General features: G+C 57.5%; 12 protein-coding genes and 1 tRNA gene. 5 read left to right on the top strand and 8 right to left on the bottom strand.

Annotation, left to right across the window (positions count from 1 at the left end; translation table 11 throughout):
* Nucleotides 1–65: 65 nt before the first annotated feature.
* The 3 genes from ACFOFO_RS10610 to ACFOFO_RS10600 all read left to right on the top strand — a co-directional run bounded on the left by ACFOFO_RS10610 (nt 66) and on the right by ACFOFO_RS10600 (nt 2,241).
* Nucleotides 66–141: transfer RNA gene (locus tag ACFOFO_RS10610), tRNA-Asn, on the top strand.
* A gap of 379 nt (nt 142–520) precedes the next feature.
* Nucleotides 521–1,723 (top strand): ImmA/IrrE family metallo-endopeptidase, encoded by a 1,203-nt coding sequence (locus tag ACFOFO_RS10605; RefSeq protein WP_390331519.1) that lies wholly within the window; start codon nt 521–523, stop codon nt 1,721–1,723.
* A complete protein-coding gene (locus ACFOFO_RS10600; protein WP_390327714.1) occupies nt 1,723–2,241 on the top strand; it encodes a DUF4411 family protein in 519 nt (172 codons plus the stop codon). Before ACFOFO_RS10605 ends, ACFOFO_RS10600 begins: the two co-directional genes overlap by 1 nt.
* 35 nt (nt 2,242–2,276) lie before the next feature.
* Here the strand turns inward: ACFOFO_RS10600 and ACFOFO_RS10595 are convergent, their stop codons facing one another.
* The gene (locus ACFOFO_RS10595; protein WP_390331518.1) at nt 2,277–2,612 is read right to left on the bottom strand and encodes an MBL fold metallo-hydrolase; all 336 of its coding nucleotides are present in this window, start codon (nt 2,610–2,612) and stop codon (nt 2,277–2,279) included.
* 188 nt (nt 2,613–2,800) lie between these two features.
* On the opposite strand from ACFOFO_RS10595, the gene ACFOFO_RS10590 reads away from it, so the two are divergent.
* Complete coding sequence (locus ACFOFO_RS10590) at nt 2,801–4,129, top strand: Fic family protein (protein WP_390327712.1); 1,329 nt, start codon at nt 2,801–2,803, stop codon at nt 4,127–4,129.
* Nucleotides 4,130–4,140: 11 nt separating this feature from the next.
* On the opposite strand, the gene ACFOFO_RS10585 is transcribed toward ACFOFO_RS10590, so the two are convergent.
* Together ACFOFO_RS10585 and ACFOFO_RS10580 are read right to left on the bottom strand one after the other, a co-directional pair.
* Nucleotides 4,141–4,560, bottom strand: coding sequence for a UPF0158 family protein (locus ACFOFO_RS10585; protein ID WP_390327710.1), 420 nt, complete (start codon nt 4,558–4,560; stop codon nt 4,141–4,143).
* A gap of 671 nt (nt 4,561–5,231) precedes the next feature.
* A complete protein-coding gene (locus tag ACFOFO_RS10580) occupies nt 5,232–6,041 on the bottom strand; it encodes an MBL fold metallo-hydrolase (RefSeq protein ID WP_390331517.1) in 810 nt (269 codons plus the stop codon).
* 119 nt (nt 6,042–6,160) lie between these two features.
* Between ACFOFO_RS10580 and ACFOFO_RS10575 the strand changes: the two genes are divergently transcribed.
* Nucleotides 6,161–7,081 (top strand): GlxA family transcriptional regulator, encoded by a 921-nt coding sequence (locus ACFOFO_RS10575; RefSeq protein ID WP_390327704.1) that lies wholly within the window; start codon nt 6,161–6,163, stop codon nt 7,079–7,081.
* A gap of 178 nt (nt 7,082–7,259) precedes the next feature.
* On the opposite strand, the gene ACFOFO_RS10570 is transcribed toward ACFOFO_RS10575, so the two are convergent.
* The 5 genes from ACFOFO_RS10570 to ACFOFO_RS10550 form a co-directional block, all read right to left on the bottom strand.
* Entirely contained in the window at nt 7,260–10,706 is a 3,447-nt protein-coding gene (locus ACFOFO_RS10570) for a methylmalonyl-CoA mutase family protein (protein WP_390327702.1), read from the bottom strand.
* A gap of 287 nt (nt 10,707–10,993) precedes the next feature.
* Complete coding sequence (locus tag ACFOFO_RS10565) at nt 10,994–14,587, bottom strand: indolepyruvate ferredoxin oxidoreductase family protein (protein ID WP_390327700.1); 3,594 nt, start codon at nt 14,585–14,587, stop codon at nt 10,994–10,996.
* Nucleotides 14,588–14,999: 412 nt separating this feature from the next.
* A complete protein-coding gene (locus ACFOFO_RS10560) occupies nt 15,000–15,353 on the bottom strand; it encodes a copper-binding protein (protein ID WP_390327698.1) in 354 nt (117 codons plus the stop codon).
* Between the two features lie 99 nt (nt 15,354–15,452).
* Nucleotides 15,453–15,965 carry a cupredoxin domain-containing protein gene (locus tag ACFOFO_RS10555; protein ID WP_390327696.1) on the bottom strand — a complete coding sequence of 171 codons (513 nt, stop codon included), beginning with the start codon at nt 15,963–15,965 and terminating at the stop codon, nt 15,453–15,455.
* Nucleotides 15,966–16,040: 75 nt separating this feature from the next.
* Nucleotides 16,041–17,318, bottom strand: coding sequence for a multicopper oxidase family protein (locus tag ACFOFO_RS10550; RefSeq protein ID WP_390331516.1), 1,278 nt, complete (start codon nt 17,316–17,318; stop codon nt 16,041–16,043).
* Nucleotides 17,319–17,325: the final 7 nt, after the last annotated feature.

Below are 17,325 nucleotides of genomic sequence, written 5' to 3'. Positions count from 1 at the left end.
GGCCACAATTTTTGCAAGAACCTTTTGACGGAAGCGCCCGGCGCCACATATAATGCGGCCTCTTTTCCCTGATAGCTCAGTTGGTAGAGCGACGGACTGTTAATCCGCAGGTCCCTGGTTCGAGTCCAGGTCGGGGAGCCAGAACATCTGTAGTAGAAAATCAAGCACTTACGAGAAATCGGAGTGCTTTTTTTTCGTCTACGGCTCCCCAAAAGGATACAAAAACGAGCCTTTACCGGAAATCTGCCGGAAGGCAAAAATCCGGACCAAGCGCTTTATCAACGATTGGCGGAACTGGCATGGCATACATCAAGGAACGTGGCGCGTATTGCTTATTAAATTCCGGCAACGCACAGTGTTCAGATGTTTTTCATTGCCAGGGAATAGAAACCAGCAAAAAAGATTATTATGAAAATATACGTCCCAGTAAAATCTGCGTTGCAAGAGCAATACTGTTAATAATCGATGATTTGACGTGATCCAATGGATCAGAGATGCCGCCAAAGACAAGTTTTGAAAGATGCAAGTGTTGAATCCTGAAATTCTAAAATGGGCACGGGAAACTGCGGGGTTAAACCTGGAGGATGCCGCTCATGCGCTTGGCATGACTGCAGCCGGGCGTCTTGCTGCTTTAGAAGCAGGCAAAGAAGTGCCATCCCGTGCAGTTTTACTGAAAATGTCCAAGCAATACAGGCGGTCTCTGCTGACTTTTTACCTTCCCACACCCCCGAAAAAAGGGGATAGAGGACAGGATTTTAGAACCGTTACACCTGATCGTTCCGTAGCGTCGGATGCCCTTCTTGACGCCCTTATTCGCGATCTGCGCGCGCGACAAAGTCTTGTTCACTCCACTCTGGAAGACGAAGAAGTCGAGCCTCTCGCATTTATCGGTTCAACAAAAATGGCTGATGGGATCACTGCGACGTTGCGGTCAATTCAGGATGCGTTGCAGCTCAATCTTGCTGACTTCAGGGCGCAAAAAAAAGCGGAAGATGCCTTTTCATTGTTGCGTGAGCGTGCAGAGGCGGTCGGCATTTTTGTTCTTTTGATTGGAAATCTCGGTAGTCATCACTCGGCCATACCTGTTGAAACTTTTCGAGGTTTTGCAATTGCCGACCCAATTGCACCGTTCGTTGTCATTAACGATCAAGATGCGAAAACTGCATGGTCGTTCACCCTGCTACATGAAATAGCCCATTTATGTCTCGGAACCACTGGAGTCAGTGGCGCGCTGTCGGACGTGGCCATTGAACAGTTTTGCAATGATGTTGCAGGCGAGTTTTTACTTCCCAAGACCGAGCTCGGCAAGATCAAGCTCGATGCCAGTTGGGGCCTGGACGCCTCTATAGAAGCCATTTCACAATTTGCTGAAGATAGAAATTTAAGCAGGTCCATGGTGGCCTACAAGCTCTATAGAACAGGTTTCATTTCTTGGAATAATTGGCACGCATTGGACTCGAAGCTTCGGGAAATGTGGGCGCAAGAAAAAGCGAAAATTAAGGCGAAGCCCAAGACTAGTGATTCTGGCCCTAGCTATTACGTTGTGCGTCGTCATCGTCTGGGAAAAGCAATGCTGGAGTTTGCAAGCCGCACGGTCAGTTCAGGAGTTTTATCACCTGTTAAAGCCGCCAAAATTCTCGGAGTAAAGCCAAGAAGTGTTCATCCGTTATTGGTAGACGTTTTCCGCTCTGGTCTTAGGGCCAGTGCCGGAGGAAATGTTTAATGCTGTATTTACTAGATGCGAGCGTTTTGATAACAGCGAACAATTCTTATTATCCTGTCGATCAAATTCCTGAATATTGGGAATGGCTTCTGCACATGGGTCAGTCCGGACGCGTAAAAATTCCGTTGGAAATTTTTGAAGAAATAAAGGATGGCCCCAAGGATGCGGAAAAGGATTTGCTGTTTTCCTGGATACAGCAGGACGAAAGCAAAAAAGCCCTTATTCTTGATGAGCAGGTTGATATTGCTAATGTTCAGACCGTTGTCATTACTGGCTATGGAGCTGATTTAACCGATGATGAAGTTGAGCAGATAGGCCGAGATCCGTTTTTGGTTGCGCATGCGATGACACACAAAGAAGACAGATGCGTCGTGACTGTCGAAGTGTCCAAGCCATCCAAAAAAAGACACAACCGCCATCTGCCCGATGTATGCAAAGAGGTCGGCGTGCATTGGTGCGACCCGTTTGTCCTCAATCGAGATTTAGGCTTCCGCACAAACTGGAAAAAGAGAGCCTAGTTGGGGTCAGGGGAGCAACGGAACAGCGAACTGACTTAAATGCGGGATCGCGTGCTTTGTTTTCCGTTTTCTGATGCCGCGTTCGCGTAAATAGCGCGCATCGTGGGGGTACAGATGACCGGAATCCGCCTTTCGCGCAGCCACTTTTTTTCCTCTCTATCCAAATGATCAAAATGTCCCTTCTGGCAATGGGTGATCAGGCAATGCGTGACTGACTCCAGCGCCGAGCTGGCCTCTGGCGGCAGATCGATGACCGGATTGCGCTGCCGTTGGCCATCAAATATGCGCAGCGCCGGCAGCTCCCCCTTTGCCCGCCAACATGGGATCGACCAGTATACGGTAGTCGCCGAACCGCAGAATGATCGCCGCATGTTGCAAAAATGATTCGATTCAGGGGCGCCTCATTTTACAACTGCGCCAGAATCCAGCCAAAAAATGGCGCAGTTTCAAAAACCGCGCCATAATCGCGCCATAACCACATCAAAGCGCGCCAAACAACACCATGCAATCCCCTGATCAATTACTGCAAAGCATACAAAAATCTGCCGAGGCCCCGACCTTGACCGAACTCCTCGCTTTGCATCCAGACGTGCCACGGCGGACCGCACAGCGCTGGATTAGCCAGTTGATCAACCAGCGCCAGCTTTCCGCTGATGGGCAGGGGCGCGCCCGGCGCTATCGTGTGGTCAAGAAGGTCCTCGTCACCATCCCAGGCGCCGAGGACGACGCGTTTCCAAATGCCATCCCGCTGTCTGCAGACAGTCGGGACATCCTCGCCTATATTGACCAGCCGCTGCAAGCACGCAAGCCGGTGGGATACCAACCCGACTTTCTGGATGCGTATCAGCCGAACAAAACCTGGTACCTGCCGGAACCTCTGCGTCGTCAATTAAGAAAAATGGGCGACACCGGGCAAAGCAGCCTGCCTGCCGGCACTTACGGTCACGCCATCCTGAACCGGCTGCTGATCGACCTGTCGTGGGCATCGAGCCATCTGGAAGGCAATACTTATACGCGACTCGATACCCGCGAATTGATCGAACACGGTACGGTCGCGCAAGGCAAGGCCGCCCTTGAAACCCAAATGATTCTGAATCACAAAACCGCAATCGAATTGCTGGTCGAGAACGTGGATTCTGTGAATTTCAACCGCTATACCATTCTCAACCTGCACAGCGCATTGTCAGAAAACTTGCTGCCCAATCCCGCTGACGAGGGCCGCATCCGCCAACACATTGTTGAAATCGGCCACAGCGTGTATCGGCCACTCTCCGTACCCAATCAGATCAGCGAAACGCTGGATGTGTTGCTGGCCAAGGCGACCCGGATCAAGGACCCGTTTGAACAGTCTTTCTTCGTCATGGTGCATCTGCCCTACCTGCAACCGTTCGCCGACATCAACAAGCGGGTGTCACGGCTCGCTGCGAACCTGCCGTTGATCCGGGCCAACCTGTGCCCGCTGACCTTTCTCGATGTGCCGGAACAAGCTTATAGCCGAGCGATCCTGGGTGTGTATGAGCTGACGCGGATTGAACTACTGCGCGATTTGTATGTATGGGCTTACGAGCGCTCGACGCAGGAATATCTGGCCATCAAGCAAGACCTTGCCGAACCGGACCCGGTGCGCCTGGCCTATCGCAAGATGATCAAACAAACGATTCACGACGTCGTGGTGCAACCTGACGAAGAGGCGCTTGCGATCATCGGGCGCAACGTCGTCTTGCATGCAGCCGCATCGGATCGGGAAAATGTTCATGCGCTGATCGTTGAAGAGCTGCGGCGACTGCACGAAGGTGTGCTTGCGCGATACGGATTGCGTCCTTCTGAATTTGCGCACTGGCGCGAAAAGTTGACGAACAAGTCAACACAAAAAAAACGTCAAACGTAGCTTCGAACGCTTCAACTCCAATCCGCGTCAATGCCGTTCTCTTCACACCAGGTTTCGGTGAGCCGGATATGGGCTGCATTCTCAAATGCGAACCAAGCCTCCCGCAGTGATGGGAAATCATACAGAGCATCCCGGAAGCGACGGAACGGTTTGGCGCCCTCGATCGCGTGGGCAAGCCGAGCCGATGCGTTGGGAGCGTCTACCGTAGCAATGAAATCTTCCATGATCCGATATGACTCATGGGAGTCAATCGGCTCGATCCAAAGGTAGCGTGGATCCTCCTCGATGTTTTCCGGAGCGTCGTCAGCGCCGTCGCCGACAAGCAGGATGTTGCCGGTCGCCTTGTCGAGATAGGAACCACCCTGCAACGCTTCAAAACGAAAAGTGAGCGCCTGGATGAGATCGTCGCGGTTGATGGTCAATTTGTGCATAGTGATGGACCTGATGCATTGTTTTAGCGCCGTAACCCTGAGAGCAATCCGCTCAGCGCCTCGGCAAGGCGCTGCACGGTTGCCGGGTCCTGAGATAGGATTTGCCGGTACTGGCATCGGTTTCAGCATTTTCCCGATCAAGAGGTTTCGTGCGCATCGCATCGCTCAACGCCACCTGCCAAGTTCCATCCAAGTAATTTTTCCGACTGTGCGGTCACGCGGGCTGCCGCTGTGCGCCTTCGACACTTATGCAAGTATCTTCTAACTTTCGCAGGTTTCAGATACGCGATAGTTATAATCCTTGCGCTAGGTCGTTGCGGAATCGGGTAGCTGACGGGTGAACAACAAGCAGTCCTACCATTCGGACAGCCGCCAGCTTGAGCACTGCCTTGGTCTCCAGCTCGATCAAGGGAGGGAGTTGGGACAGTTCATGGTAGGGGCGGTCGGCTCGCCAGAGCGGCTGCGCACCTGTCATGGTGGCCAAAGTTGAGTATTGCGACAGGTTTGCAGCATGTGTCGCCGTCGGCGACACGTCGAGATAACGTGTCGCTATTTTTTGATCTCGTCGACGTATCAGCGCACAGCCGAACGAATTGTGACCACATCTGGGTGCGGCTTACCCGTAGAGCCTTTGATTCCGGATTGCGCCGACAGCGTTATTGAGATTGCGCTTAGTGTAAAAATTCCATCGTTTCGCCATCGTAGGGAATACATAGCCGGGAGTCGAGTCCGGCACGTTTTGATGCTGCGGCCAGTTCGTCACGCGTTACGGGGCAATGGCTCAGTGCCTCCATGTGGTTGGCGATCACGATGCCGCGTGAGATCTGCGTCAGTTCAATGACCTCGGGGACGCCCATGATGATTTCTTGGCCGATGTCGAACTGCGCGCCGCCCGCGGGCACGATGCATACGTCCGGTTGATGACGTGAAACAAAATCGCGGATGACCGGCGTCAGGACGGTATCGCCGGATAGATACAGACGTGGTTCCCCTGGAATTTCTATCAGGTAGCCAACGCCGTGTTCCATAAACATGGCGACGAGACCTACGCCATGCGTGCAACGCACGGTTCTGACTGTGCCATTGAAAAATGGATTTTCTTGTTGATGGCTTTCAGGCAAGGGATGAACATTGATGCCGCGTTCGCGTAAATAGCGAGCATCGTGCGGTGTACAGATGACCGGAATCTGCCTTTCGCGCAGCCATTTTTTTGCCTCTTTGTCCAAATGATCAAAATGCCCCTTTTGGCAATGGGTGATCAGGCAATGCGTGACTGACTCCAGCGCCGAGCTGGCCTCTGGCGGCAGATCGATGACCGGGTTGCGCTGCCGCTGGCCATCAAATATCCGCAGCGCCGGCAGCACCCCTTTGCCAGCTAACATGGGATCGACCAGGATACGGCAATCGCCGAATTCCACAATAATCGTCGCATTGCGCAACTGGGTAATTTTCATCGCGGTCCCTTCCAAAAGATGGTTCATTGTCAGGGTCTTGTCGCTTCGCTACAATGGCTGAATTCGACATAAATAGATCATTTTCTGCCATGTCATCACGCATTCGATCACCACGTCGCATTGGGCTCTTGCTGTACCCGCACTGCATGCCGACCGGACTTTTCGGCTTTGCCGATCTACTGCATGGCGCCAATCGCTACAGTGGGCGGCCGCTGTTTGAGACCCGCTTTGTTGGCACGCATGATGGAGTTATTGAATGTGCGCACGGTATGCGACTGGCGGCGGGGTGTCTGGATGGTACCGATCTGGACGCATTGCTGATCCCCGGATTTTGGGCGGAGTCGCCACAACAGGTCAGCGATGCGGTGACCGCCAATGCAGAACTGGTATCGACACTGCGCGGCCTGCCAAAGCGGGTGCAATTGTGGGGTTACTGCACCGGGGTCTGCCTGCTGGCTGCCAGCGGCAAACTAAGCGATCAGCCAGCTACCGTGACGTGGTGGTTGGCCGATACGATGCTGCGGCGACATGGAAGCGTCATCTGGCAGAGCGAGCAGAACTGCATTTTCAATGAACGCACCGCGACCGCATCAGGCGTAAGTGGTTATTCACAGATCGCACAGGCGCTGATCGAACAGTCTCTTGATGCAGAAGCCTTTCGCTATTTGACTTCCTTGATGGTATTGCCACGTCCGGCCCCGGCCCACCCCGTGTTTCAAGCAATGAGCTTGATCGAGCAGTCTGGTCGCATGCTGCGCAAATTGCATGCAGTAGTCGAATCACTCCCCGCTTCCGACATCACGGTACGACGGCTGGCAACGGAATTGCATATGTCAGAGCGCACCCTTGCCAGGAAGGTGGTGGCGGAAACCGGGTCAGCGGTGGCAGCCTATGTGCGGCGAATCAAGTTGAACCAGGTCAGCGAACGCCTGATGTTGACGTCGACGCCAGCCACCACCATCAGCGCAGATTTGGGCTTCAGTAGCGACTCCGGTATGCGGCGCATGTTCAAGGAGTTGACTGGACTCGCGCCATTGGAATACCGGCAGAAGTACGGGCGCCAATGACGCGCTAAGATCTGTTAACAATGCCGCCCGCCGTGGTGAAGACGTAGGATGGGTGCAACCCATCATGTTGATCTGGCCGGCATGATGGGTTGCACCCATCCTACGATTGCTGCGTCAGGCTTAAAATCTCTCTCAGCACTGGTGTCGAAGCCGCATCACGCGGCCCCGGTCACCAGCACTACATGTTGCGCCGGTACTGACCGCCCACGGCGAACAGCGCATCGGTAATCTGCCCCAGCGAACAGACCCGCACGGCGTCCATCAGCCGCTCGAACACGTTTTGATCGTCGATCACCGCCTGCTGTAATGCCGCCAGCATCTGCGGCGCCCGGTCGGCATTGCGACTTTGGAATTCGGCCAGGCGCTTCAACTGCGACTGTTTTTCTTCATCGGTGGAGCGCGCCAGTTCGACCTTGATCGCGGTGCCGGTCGACTTCGGATTGCGGAAGGTGTTGACGCCGATGATGGGCAGGGTGCCGTCGTGCTTCTGGTGTTCGTACAGCATCGATTCTTCCTGGATCTTGCCGCGCTGGTAGCCGGTTTCCATCGCGCCCAGCACACCGCCGCGCTCGGCGATGCGTTCGAATTCCTGCAGCACCGCTTCTTCCACCAGGTCGGTCAATTCCTCGATGATGAACGAGCCCTGGCTCGGATTTTCGTTCTTCGCCAGACCCCATTCGCGGTTGATGATCAGTTGAATTGCCAGCGCGCGCCGCACCGATTCATCGGTCGGGGTGGTGATCGCTTCATCGTAGGCATTGGTATGCAGGCTGTTGCAGTTGTCGTAGATCGCGATCAGCGCCTGCAGCGTGGTGCGGATATCGTTGAAGTCGATTTCTTGCGCGTGCAGCGAGCGGCCGCTGGTCTGGATATGGTATTTCAGCTTCTGGCTGCGGTCGTTGGCGCCGTATTTGTCGCGCATCGCGACCGCCCACAAGCGGCGCGCGACCCGACCCATGACCGTGTATTCGGGGTCCATGCCGTTGGAGAAGAAGAACGACAGGTTCGGCGAAAAATCGTCGATGTGCATGCCGCGCGCCAGGTAGGCTTCGACGAAGGTGAAGCCGTTCGACAGCGTGAACGCGAGTTGCGAGATCGGGTTGGCGCCGGCTTCGGCGATGTGATAGCCGGAGATCGAGACCGAGTAGAAATTGCGGACTTGGTGATGCACGAAGTATTCCTGGATATCGCCCATCACTTTCAGGCTGAATTCGGTCGAGAAGATGCAGGTGTTCTGGCCCTGATCCTCCTTCAGGATGTCGGCCTGCACCGTGCCGCGCACGTTCTGCAGCACCCACGCCTTGATCTTCGCGGCTTCGTCGTCGGTCGGCTCGCGCTTGTTGTCGGCTCGGAACTTGTCGAGCTGTTGATCGATCGCGGCGTTCATGAACATCGCCAGGATGGTCGGTGCCGGGCCGTTGATCGTCATCGAGACCGAGGTGCTCGGGCTGCACAGATTGAAGCCGTCGTACAGCACCTTCATGTCGTCCAGCGTCGCAATCGACACGCCAGAATTGCCGACCTTGCCGTAGATGTCGGGGCGCAGCGCCGGGTCGGCGCCATACAGCGTGACCGAATCGAAGGCAGTCGACAGGCGTTTCGCATCCATCCCTTCCGACACCAGCTTGAAGCGGCGGTTGGTACGGAACGGGTCGCCTTCGCCGGCGAACATGCGGGTCGGGTCCTCGCCCTCACGCTTGAACGCGAACACGCCAGCGGTGAAGGGAAACGAGCCCGGCACGTTTTCCAGCATCAGCCAGCGCAGGATTTCGCCGTGATCGGCGTACTTGGGCAGCGCAACCTTGCGGATCTTGGTGCCGGACAGCGTGTGGTAAATCAGGTTGGTGCGGATTTCCTTGTCGCGGATCTTGACCACATATTCGTCGCCGGCATAGGCGCTTTGCATGTCGGGCCACATGGCCAGCAGTTTCTTGGAACCGGCGTCGAGCGCGGCGTCGCGCTCGGCGATGAGCGTATCTAGCTGGCGGTATGTTCCCTCCCCTTCAAGGGGAGGGTTAGGGGTGGAGCAGGGATTTCGAGCAGCATGCTGTTCGCCAGCGGAACGGTCTGCGCTTGCAAGCGCAGACGCGCCCTGCAAGGGGGGATGGGTGGTTCCTGCCGCAGCCAAACCCATCCCCCTCCCAGCCTCCCCCTTGAAGGGGGAGGAGTCCGTCAGCATCCGTTTCGATTCCTGCAGCTGCTGCCGTTCACGTGCCAACCGCACCTGCTTGGCGCTGAACTTGTGATAATTGCGCACGGTGTCGGCGATTTCGGCCAGGTAGCGGCTGCGGGCCGGCGGCACGATCACGTTCTTGCCGCTGGAATAGCGCAGCGTGATCGGTGCCAGTTTGCCGGGGCCGGTTTTCAGGCCGAATTCGACCAGCTTGGGCAACAGGCCCTGATACAGCGAGGTGACACCGTCATCATTGAAACGCGATGCCTGGGTACCATACACTGGCATTTCTTCCGGGCGCTTGCTCCACAGTTCGCGGTTGCGCTGGTATTGTTTGGCGACGTCGCGCAGTGCGTCGAGCGAGCCCTTGCGGTCGAACTTGTTGATCGCGATGAAATCGGCGAAGTCCAGCATGTCGATCTTCTCGAGCTGCGACGCGGCGCCGAATTCCGGCGTCATCACGTACATGCTGACATCGACGTGCGGCACGATCGCGGCGTCGCCCTGGCCGATGCCCGAGGTCTCGATGATCACCAGGTCAAAACCGGCGACCTTGCAGGCCGCGATCACATCTGGCAGCGCCTGCGAAATCTCGGAACCGGCTTCGCGCGTGGCCAGCGAGCGCATGAAGACGCGGATCTGGCCGCGCCACGGATTGATCGCGTTCATGCGGATGCGGTCACCCAGCAGCGCACCGCCCGATTTGCGGCGCGACGGATCGATCGAGATGATCGCGATGTTCAGTGCGTCGTCCTGGTCCAGCCGGATGCGACGGATCAGCTCGTCGGTCAGCGACGACTTGCCGGCGCCGCCGGTGCCGGTGATGCCCAGCGTCGGTGTCCTGATGTCCTGCGCCGCCTTATGCAGCGCGGTCTTCAGCGTAGCCGATACCTTGTCGTTTTCCAGCGCGGTGATCAGTTGCGCCAGCGGTCGCTGCTTGCTGGCGACATCGCCTTGTTGCAAACCATCGAGTTTTTTCGGCGCGTACGCCGACAGATCGGTGTCGCACATCTGGATCATCGACAGGATCATGCCGACCAGGCCCATGCGCTGGCCGTCTTCCGGGCTGAAAATGCGGGTCACGCCGTACGCATGCAAGTCGGCAATTTCTTCCGCCACGATCACGCCGCCGCCGCCGCCGAACACCTTGATATGCGCGCCGCCGCGTTCTTTGAGCAGGTCGATCATGTACTTGAAATACTCGACGTGACCGCCCTGATAACTTGAAATCGCAATGCCCTGCACATCTTCCTGCAAGGCGGCGGTGACGATTTCATCGACCGAACGGTTGTGGCCAAGGTGGATCACCTCCGCACCGTTGGCCTGCAGGATGCGGCGCATGATGTTGATCGACGCATCGTGGCCGTCGAACAGCGAGGCGGCAGTGACGAAGCGGATCTTGTTGGCAGGCTTGTACTCGGTCAGTTTTTCGAGGATAGAGAGGTCGGTCATGGTGCGTCCTTGAACGGGCAGGGTGCCCGGAAATCGTGGGGCGGGAATGGCTTACGGTAGCCTAGGTTGACGTATACGTCAAGTAAAGGCCAAGTGGGATTGCGGCGATTACATCAAGATCGTTGCTGGCTGAGGCTTCTCGCCCCGTCCCCTCCGATAAGTTCAGGACATGCTTACAGCGCGGTAGGATGGGTGCAACCCATCACCCACGTTCACAAGATGGGTTGCACCCATCCTACTTGCTGGCGCCCGTCTCCCTCAAGTGGGAGACGGGCGCCAGGGAGGGACTAGACCGCGTGCAGCCTGGCTTTCTTGCCGCTGGATAACTCGCGCAGCAATCCTTCTTTCTGGACCCGGAACTCCGCTACTGCCTGTTCCTTCACATGGCCGTAGCCACGAATTTGTTCCGGCAGACTGGCCAGCTCGACCGCGATCGCGAGATTGTCGGCATGCAACTGACCGAGCAGCGACTCGATCATGCCGCGATAGTCGACAATCAACTGGCGTTCCATCTTGCGCTCGGCGGTCTTGCCGAACACGTCGAACGCGCCGCCGCGCAGCTGCTTGCACTTCGCCAGCAGCTTGAACGCCTGCCACATCCACGAACCGTACTGCGCCTTGACCAGATGGCCGTGCACGTCCTTCTTCGAGAACAGTGGCGGCGCCAGGTTGAATTTCAGCGAGAAATCGCCTTCGAACTGGCTCTTCAGCTGTTCGATGAAGCGGCCGTCGGTATACAGCCGCGCGACTTCGTATTCGTCCTTGTAGGCCATCAGCTTGAAATAGTATTTCGCGACCGCCAGGCTGAGCTTGTTGCCTTGGCCCAGTGCTTCCTCGGCGCTGCGGACCTGCTGCACCAAGTCCAGATAGCGCTCGGCATAGGCCGCATTCTGGTAGTCGGTCAGGAAGGCGACCCGGGTTTCGATCAGTTTGTCGAGGCTCTTCGGCATCTGTAACACGATGGCCTTGGCCGGCAGCGCGATCGCCTCGACCCGCTTCAGGTCGACCGCGGCGCGGCGGCCCCATAGGAAGCTCTTCTTGTTCGATTCGATGCCGACGCCGTTCAACTCGATCGCGCGCAGCAGCGCTGGTTCCGACAGCGGGATGCGGCCTTTCTGGAACGCATAACCGAGCATGAACAGATTGGCCGCTATCGAATCGCCCATCAGCGCGGTCGCCAGCCTGGTGGCGTCGATGAAGTCGGCGTGGTGGTTGACCGATTCATTGATCAGCGCCTTGACTTCTTGTTCCGGATATTGCCAGTCCGCATTCTTCGCAAACGTGCCGGTTGGCTGCTGGTGCAGGTTGATGACCGCCGTGGTGCGGCCCGGACGCATCTTCGAGATCGCATCCTGCGCGCCGGCGGTCAGCATGTCGCAGCCGAGGATCAGGTCCGCTTCGCCGGTGGCGATGCGGGCCGCGCGGATCGCTTGCGGCGTCTGCGCGATGCGCACGTGCGAGGTGACCGAGCCATTTTTCTGCGACATGCCGGTCATGTCGAGCACCGATGCGCCCTTGCCTTCGAGGTGGGCGGCCATGCCCATCAGCACGCCGACGGTGATCACGCCGGTGCCGCCGATGCCGTTGATCAGGATGTTGAACGGCGCAGTGCAGGCCGGCAGCACCGGATCCGGAATCGGGCCAAAATCATCGGCTTGATTCTTCTGGCCGACGCCGGTCTTCGATTTCTTCAGCGCGCCGCCTTCGACCGTCACGAAGCTCGGGCAGAAGCCCTTGATGCAGGAATAATCCTTGTTGCACGAGGACTGGTCGATGGTGCGCTTGCGGCCGAATTCGGTCTCGAGCGGCATGATCGAGGTGCAGTTCGACTGCACGCCGCAGTCGCCGCAACCTTCGCACACCGCCTCGTTGATGACGAGCCGCTTGGCGGGGTCGGGGAATTCGCCTTTCTTGCGGCGGCGGCGCTTCTCGGCGGCGCAGGTCTGGTCGTAGATCAGCACCGACACGCCGCTTACCTCACGCAACTCGCGTTGCACCGCGTCCATGTCCTTGCGGTCGTGCAGCGTGACGGCGGCTGGTAGGTTGGAACGATCGGCGTAGCGCGCCAGGTCTTCGGTCACCAGCGCGATGCGGGTGATGCCTTCGGCCGCCATCTGCTGCGCGATCATCGGCACCGAGGTGATGCCGTCGACCGGCTGGCCGCCGGTCATCGCGACCGCGTCGTTGTACAGGATCTTGTAGGTCAGGTTGACCTTGGCCGCGACGGTGGCGCGGATCGCCAGGTAGCCGGAGTGGAAATAGGTGCCGTCGCCCAGGTTCTGGAACACGTGCGGCACCTTGGAGAACGCAGCCTGGCCGATCCACGGCGCACCTTCGCCGCCCATGTGGGTGGTAAGCTTGTTGTATTCAGGATAAATCGCGGTCGCCATCACATGGCAGCCGATGCCGGCCAGCGCGAAGCTGCCTGCCGGTACCTTGGTCGAGCTGTTGTGCGGGCAGCCGGAGCAGTAATAGGCCGGGCGGAACGGCGTGTCGACCGCCTTCTTCAGCACCGCATCCTTGGCTTCGAGGAAGGCCAGGCGCGCCTTGATCAGGTCGCTGGTGTAGGTGTTGGTAACTAAGCGTGCGATGCGACCGGCGATCACGCGCGCGATCTGCGCCACCGAGAAGTCGGCCTTCGAGGTCAGCAGCCATTCACCGCGCGGCGCGACCCATTCGCCCTTTTCGTCGAACTTGCCGATCACGCGCGGGCGCACGTCGTCGCGCCAGTTGTACAGCTGCTCCTTGAGCTGGTATTCGACCATCTGGCGCTTCTCTTCGACCACCAGGATCTCGTCCAGTCCCTGCGCAAATTCGCGCACGCCATCCGGTTCCAGCGGCCACGGCATTGCCACCTTGAACAGGCGGATGCCGATGTCGGCCGCCATCTGCTCGTCGATGCCGAGTTCGTCCAGCGCTTCCAGCACGTCCAGATACGACTTGCCGGACGCGACGATGCCGAGCTTGGCGTGGTCGCTGTCGATGGTGGTGTGGTTGAGCCGGTTGGCGCGTGCATAGGCCAGCGCCGCGTAGATCTTGTAATCCTGCATCAGCGCTTCCTGTTTGCGCGCCTGCAGGCCGAGCGGGTCGGTCGACAGCCGCGCATTCAGGCCGCCTTCCGGCATCACGAAGTCGTCGGGGATCTTGATCTGCAGACGGTGCGGATCGGCATCGATCGAGGCGCTCGATTCGACCGTATCGGCCAGTGCCTTGAAGCCGACCGCACAGCCGGAGAAGCGCGACATGGCCCACGCGTGCAGGCCGAGGTCGATGTATTCCTGCACGTTGCACGGATACAGCATCGGGATCATGCAGGCCGAAAAAATATGGTCGGACTGGTGCGGCAGGGTCGATGAATACGCACCGTGGTCGTCGCCGGCGATCAGCAGCACGCCGCCCTTGGCCGAGGTGCCGGCGTGATTCATGTGCTTGAACACATCGCCGCAGCGATCGACGCCCGGGCCCTTGCCGTACCACATGCCGAACACGCCGTCGTATTTGGCTTCGCCGATCAGATCGACCTGCTGCGAGCCCCACACCGCGGTCGCGGCCAGATCCTCGTTGACGCCGGGCACGAACTGCACGTGATGGGCGGCCAGGTGTTTTTGCGCCTTCCACAGGGTTTCGTCGAGTCCGCCCAGCGGCGAGCCACGATAACCGGAAATGAAGCCGGCCGTATTCAAGCCGGCAGCCAGGTCGCGCTCGCGCTGCATCAAGGGCAAACGCACCAGCGCCTGGATGCCGGACAGGAAGATGGTGCCGGAGGTGGCAGTGTATTTATCGTCGAGGCTGACCGTGGTCAGGCGATCGTTCGGCGTCTGTGCAGCAGACTGTGCGCTAGGTGAGGACGCGACGAATTGCGCCGGCGTTGGGTTGGACATGGTGTGCTCCAAAATGATATTTCAGATGGCAGCTGGCATTGGACGCCGGGTAAGGCGGGGGCTTGCGAGCTGCGGCTTCGGGCGGTGGCCCGGGATTCAACTGAGCAGCAATTCCGGTTGCTGGAATGCGCTATGGGCGGGAGTGTAGGCGCAGACGGCGGGCGCCGCAAATACCTTATCGGGATAGGGGTATAAGTAAAAATGATGGCATGGTTAGATGGGCCGTACCGTGCAATGCCAACACAGCGGCGGGCACTGGCGGCAACCCCGGTCGCGACACGCGATCGGGGTTGTGGCTGCCACAATGTCGATTGTGATCAGCCATCATTATTGCCAGTATATTAAAACTAATATTTATTGATAAGCGCATGCACATGGCTGTGCAGCGGAGTATATGAAAATTAACATGTCTTTATTGCTGGGCTGGCTCCAGTCGCGTCACCGTCAGCGCGCCATTGAGCTTTTCGACGACAAACTGAATATGGTCGCCGATCTTGACCCGGTCGAGCATCGCGTTGTCACCTACCCGAAACACCATGGTCATGCCGGGCATGTCGAGATTGCTGATCGGGCCGTGTTTGATGGTCAGCTTGCCGGCGTCCTTGTCGATTTTCTTGATTTCCCCATCCGTCATGGTGGCCTTGGCATCCGCCACCTGCGCCTGACCGGATGCGGAAGCATCAGTGGCAGAAGCGATCGGCGCGACGGCGTAGCCGAGGGCGAGCGCGACACTGCTGATTGTTGCAAACTTGGAAATTGATTTCATGATCGTGTCCTGTAAATTGTGGTGAGGCTGACCCGGACGCTGGAAGGCAGCCCGGATGGAAGGGAGTCGAGCTAGGGTGAGACCGCGTATCTGTTCGAACTAGCCGGCAGTTTTGCGTTTCTTTGCGGCGACCGTAATCGTGCCCAGCATGCCGGCCTCCATATGGCCCGCCATCAAGCACGCAAAATTGAACTCGCCGGGTTTATTGAAGGTCCAGACGATTTCCCCGGTGTTGCCTGGCTTGACGTGTGCCATATGTGGCGCGCTGTGCTCCATCTCAGGAAATTTCTTCATCAGCTCTGAATGTTCCTGAAGTTCCTTCATGCTGCCGATCACCATTTCATGCATGATCTTGCCATTATTAATCACGACGAACTTGACGGTCTCACCCTGTTTGACCGCGATGCGGTCCGGCGTAAAACGCATCTGGTCGGTCATTTCAAATTTGATGGTGCGGCTGATCTTTTTCGGGTCGCCGGCTTTGCCGAAGTCCATTTGTTCGACCGTGGCCGGATCGAAGGTTTTCTTTTCATGGCTTTCATCGCCATGGGACCATGCCATGGATGAGGACAGCGCCAGGATCAGTGTGGAAGCGAGGATGCGGGATTTCATGCTTGTTCTCCTTTCGAGAGAGTTAAAACTAGTTGAATAAAAAGGTATTGCGGGAATCGCAACGGTTTGCACGCGTCATTTCAATTCGTACGCGACCGTGCCTTTGGGGTGCTGGTACCAGCCGGGGTCCTTGTAATCATTGCGCGTCAGCCCGGCCCGGATCTTGACGGTGGTAAACATGCCGCCCATCTCGACCGGGCCGAACGGCCCGGTGCCGGTCATCATCGGCAGCGTATTGTCCGGAATCGGCATTTCCATCTCACTCATGTCGCTGCCGCCCCGTTCGCCCATGACCATATAGTCCGGGATGATCTTGATGATCTTATTGGCCACCTTTCGATGGTCGACCCCAATCATGTTGGGCACGTCATGTCCCATCGCGTTCATCGTGTGATGGGCCTTGTGACAGTGGAAGGCCCAGTCACCTAAATCGGTCGCGTCGAATTCGATTGCCCGCATCTGCCCCACCCCGACGTCGGTCGTGACTTCCGGCCAGCGCGCCGACTTCGGTACCCAGCCGCCGTCGGTGCCGGTCACTTCAAATTCATGGCCGTGCAAATGGATCGGATGACTCGTCATGGACAGGTTGCCGATGCGTATCCGTACCCGATCGCCTTGGCGACACACCAGCGGATCGATACCAGGGAAGACACGGCTGTTCCAGCTCCATAAATTGAAATCCAGCATGGTGCTGGTTTTTGGGGTGGACGCACCCGGCTCGATATCGTAGCCGTTCAGCAAAAAAACGAAATCGCGGTCGACCCGGTGTTGCTCCGGATTTTTCGGATGGGTCACCCAAAAGCCCATCATGCCCATGGCCATCTGCGTCATTTCGTCGGCATGCGGGTGGTACATGAAGGTGCCGGGACGCTTGGCTTCAAATTCATAGACATAAGTCTTGCCAATCGGTATCCGTGTCTGCACCAAACCGGCAACCCCGTCCATGCCGTTAGGCAGACGCTGACCATGCCAATGAATGGTGGTGGCTTCCGGCAGTTTGTTGGTTACAAACAAACGTACCTTGTCGCCTTCGACCACTTCGATCGTCGGACCGGGGCTGCTGCCGTTATAGCCCCATAAAGTCGCTTTCATACCGGGCGCCATTTCACGGATCACCGGCTCCGCAACAATATGGAACTCTTTCCAGCCATCCTTCATTCGCCAGGGCGCGCTCCAGCCGTTCAATGTGACGACCGGATTAAATGGGCGACCATTCGGCGGCAATGGCGGTGGCATCGTCTTGGCGTCAGTGATGATCATTGCTTCCGGAATCGATGCCGCACCGGCGCGGGAGACCAGTCCGGCACCAAGCACTGTTGCCGTACTGGACAAAAATCCTCTGCGAGAAACCATGTTCACT

It is taken from the genome of Pseudundibacterium arcticum (assembly GCF_042646465.1).
GTDB lineage: Bacteria > Pseudomonadota > Gammaproteobacteria > Burkholderiales > Burkholderiaceae_D > Undibacterium_A > Undibacterium_A arcticum.
Note: the sequence above shows the minus strand (reverse complement) of the source record. Positions and strands in the feature narration are given on the sequence as shown.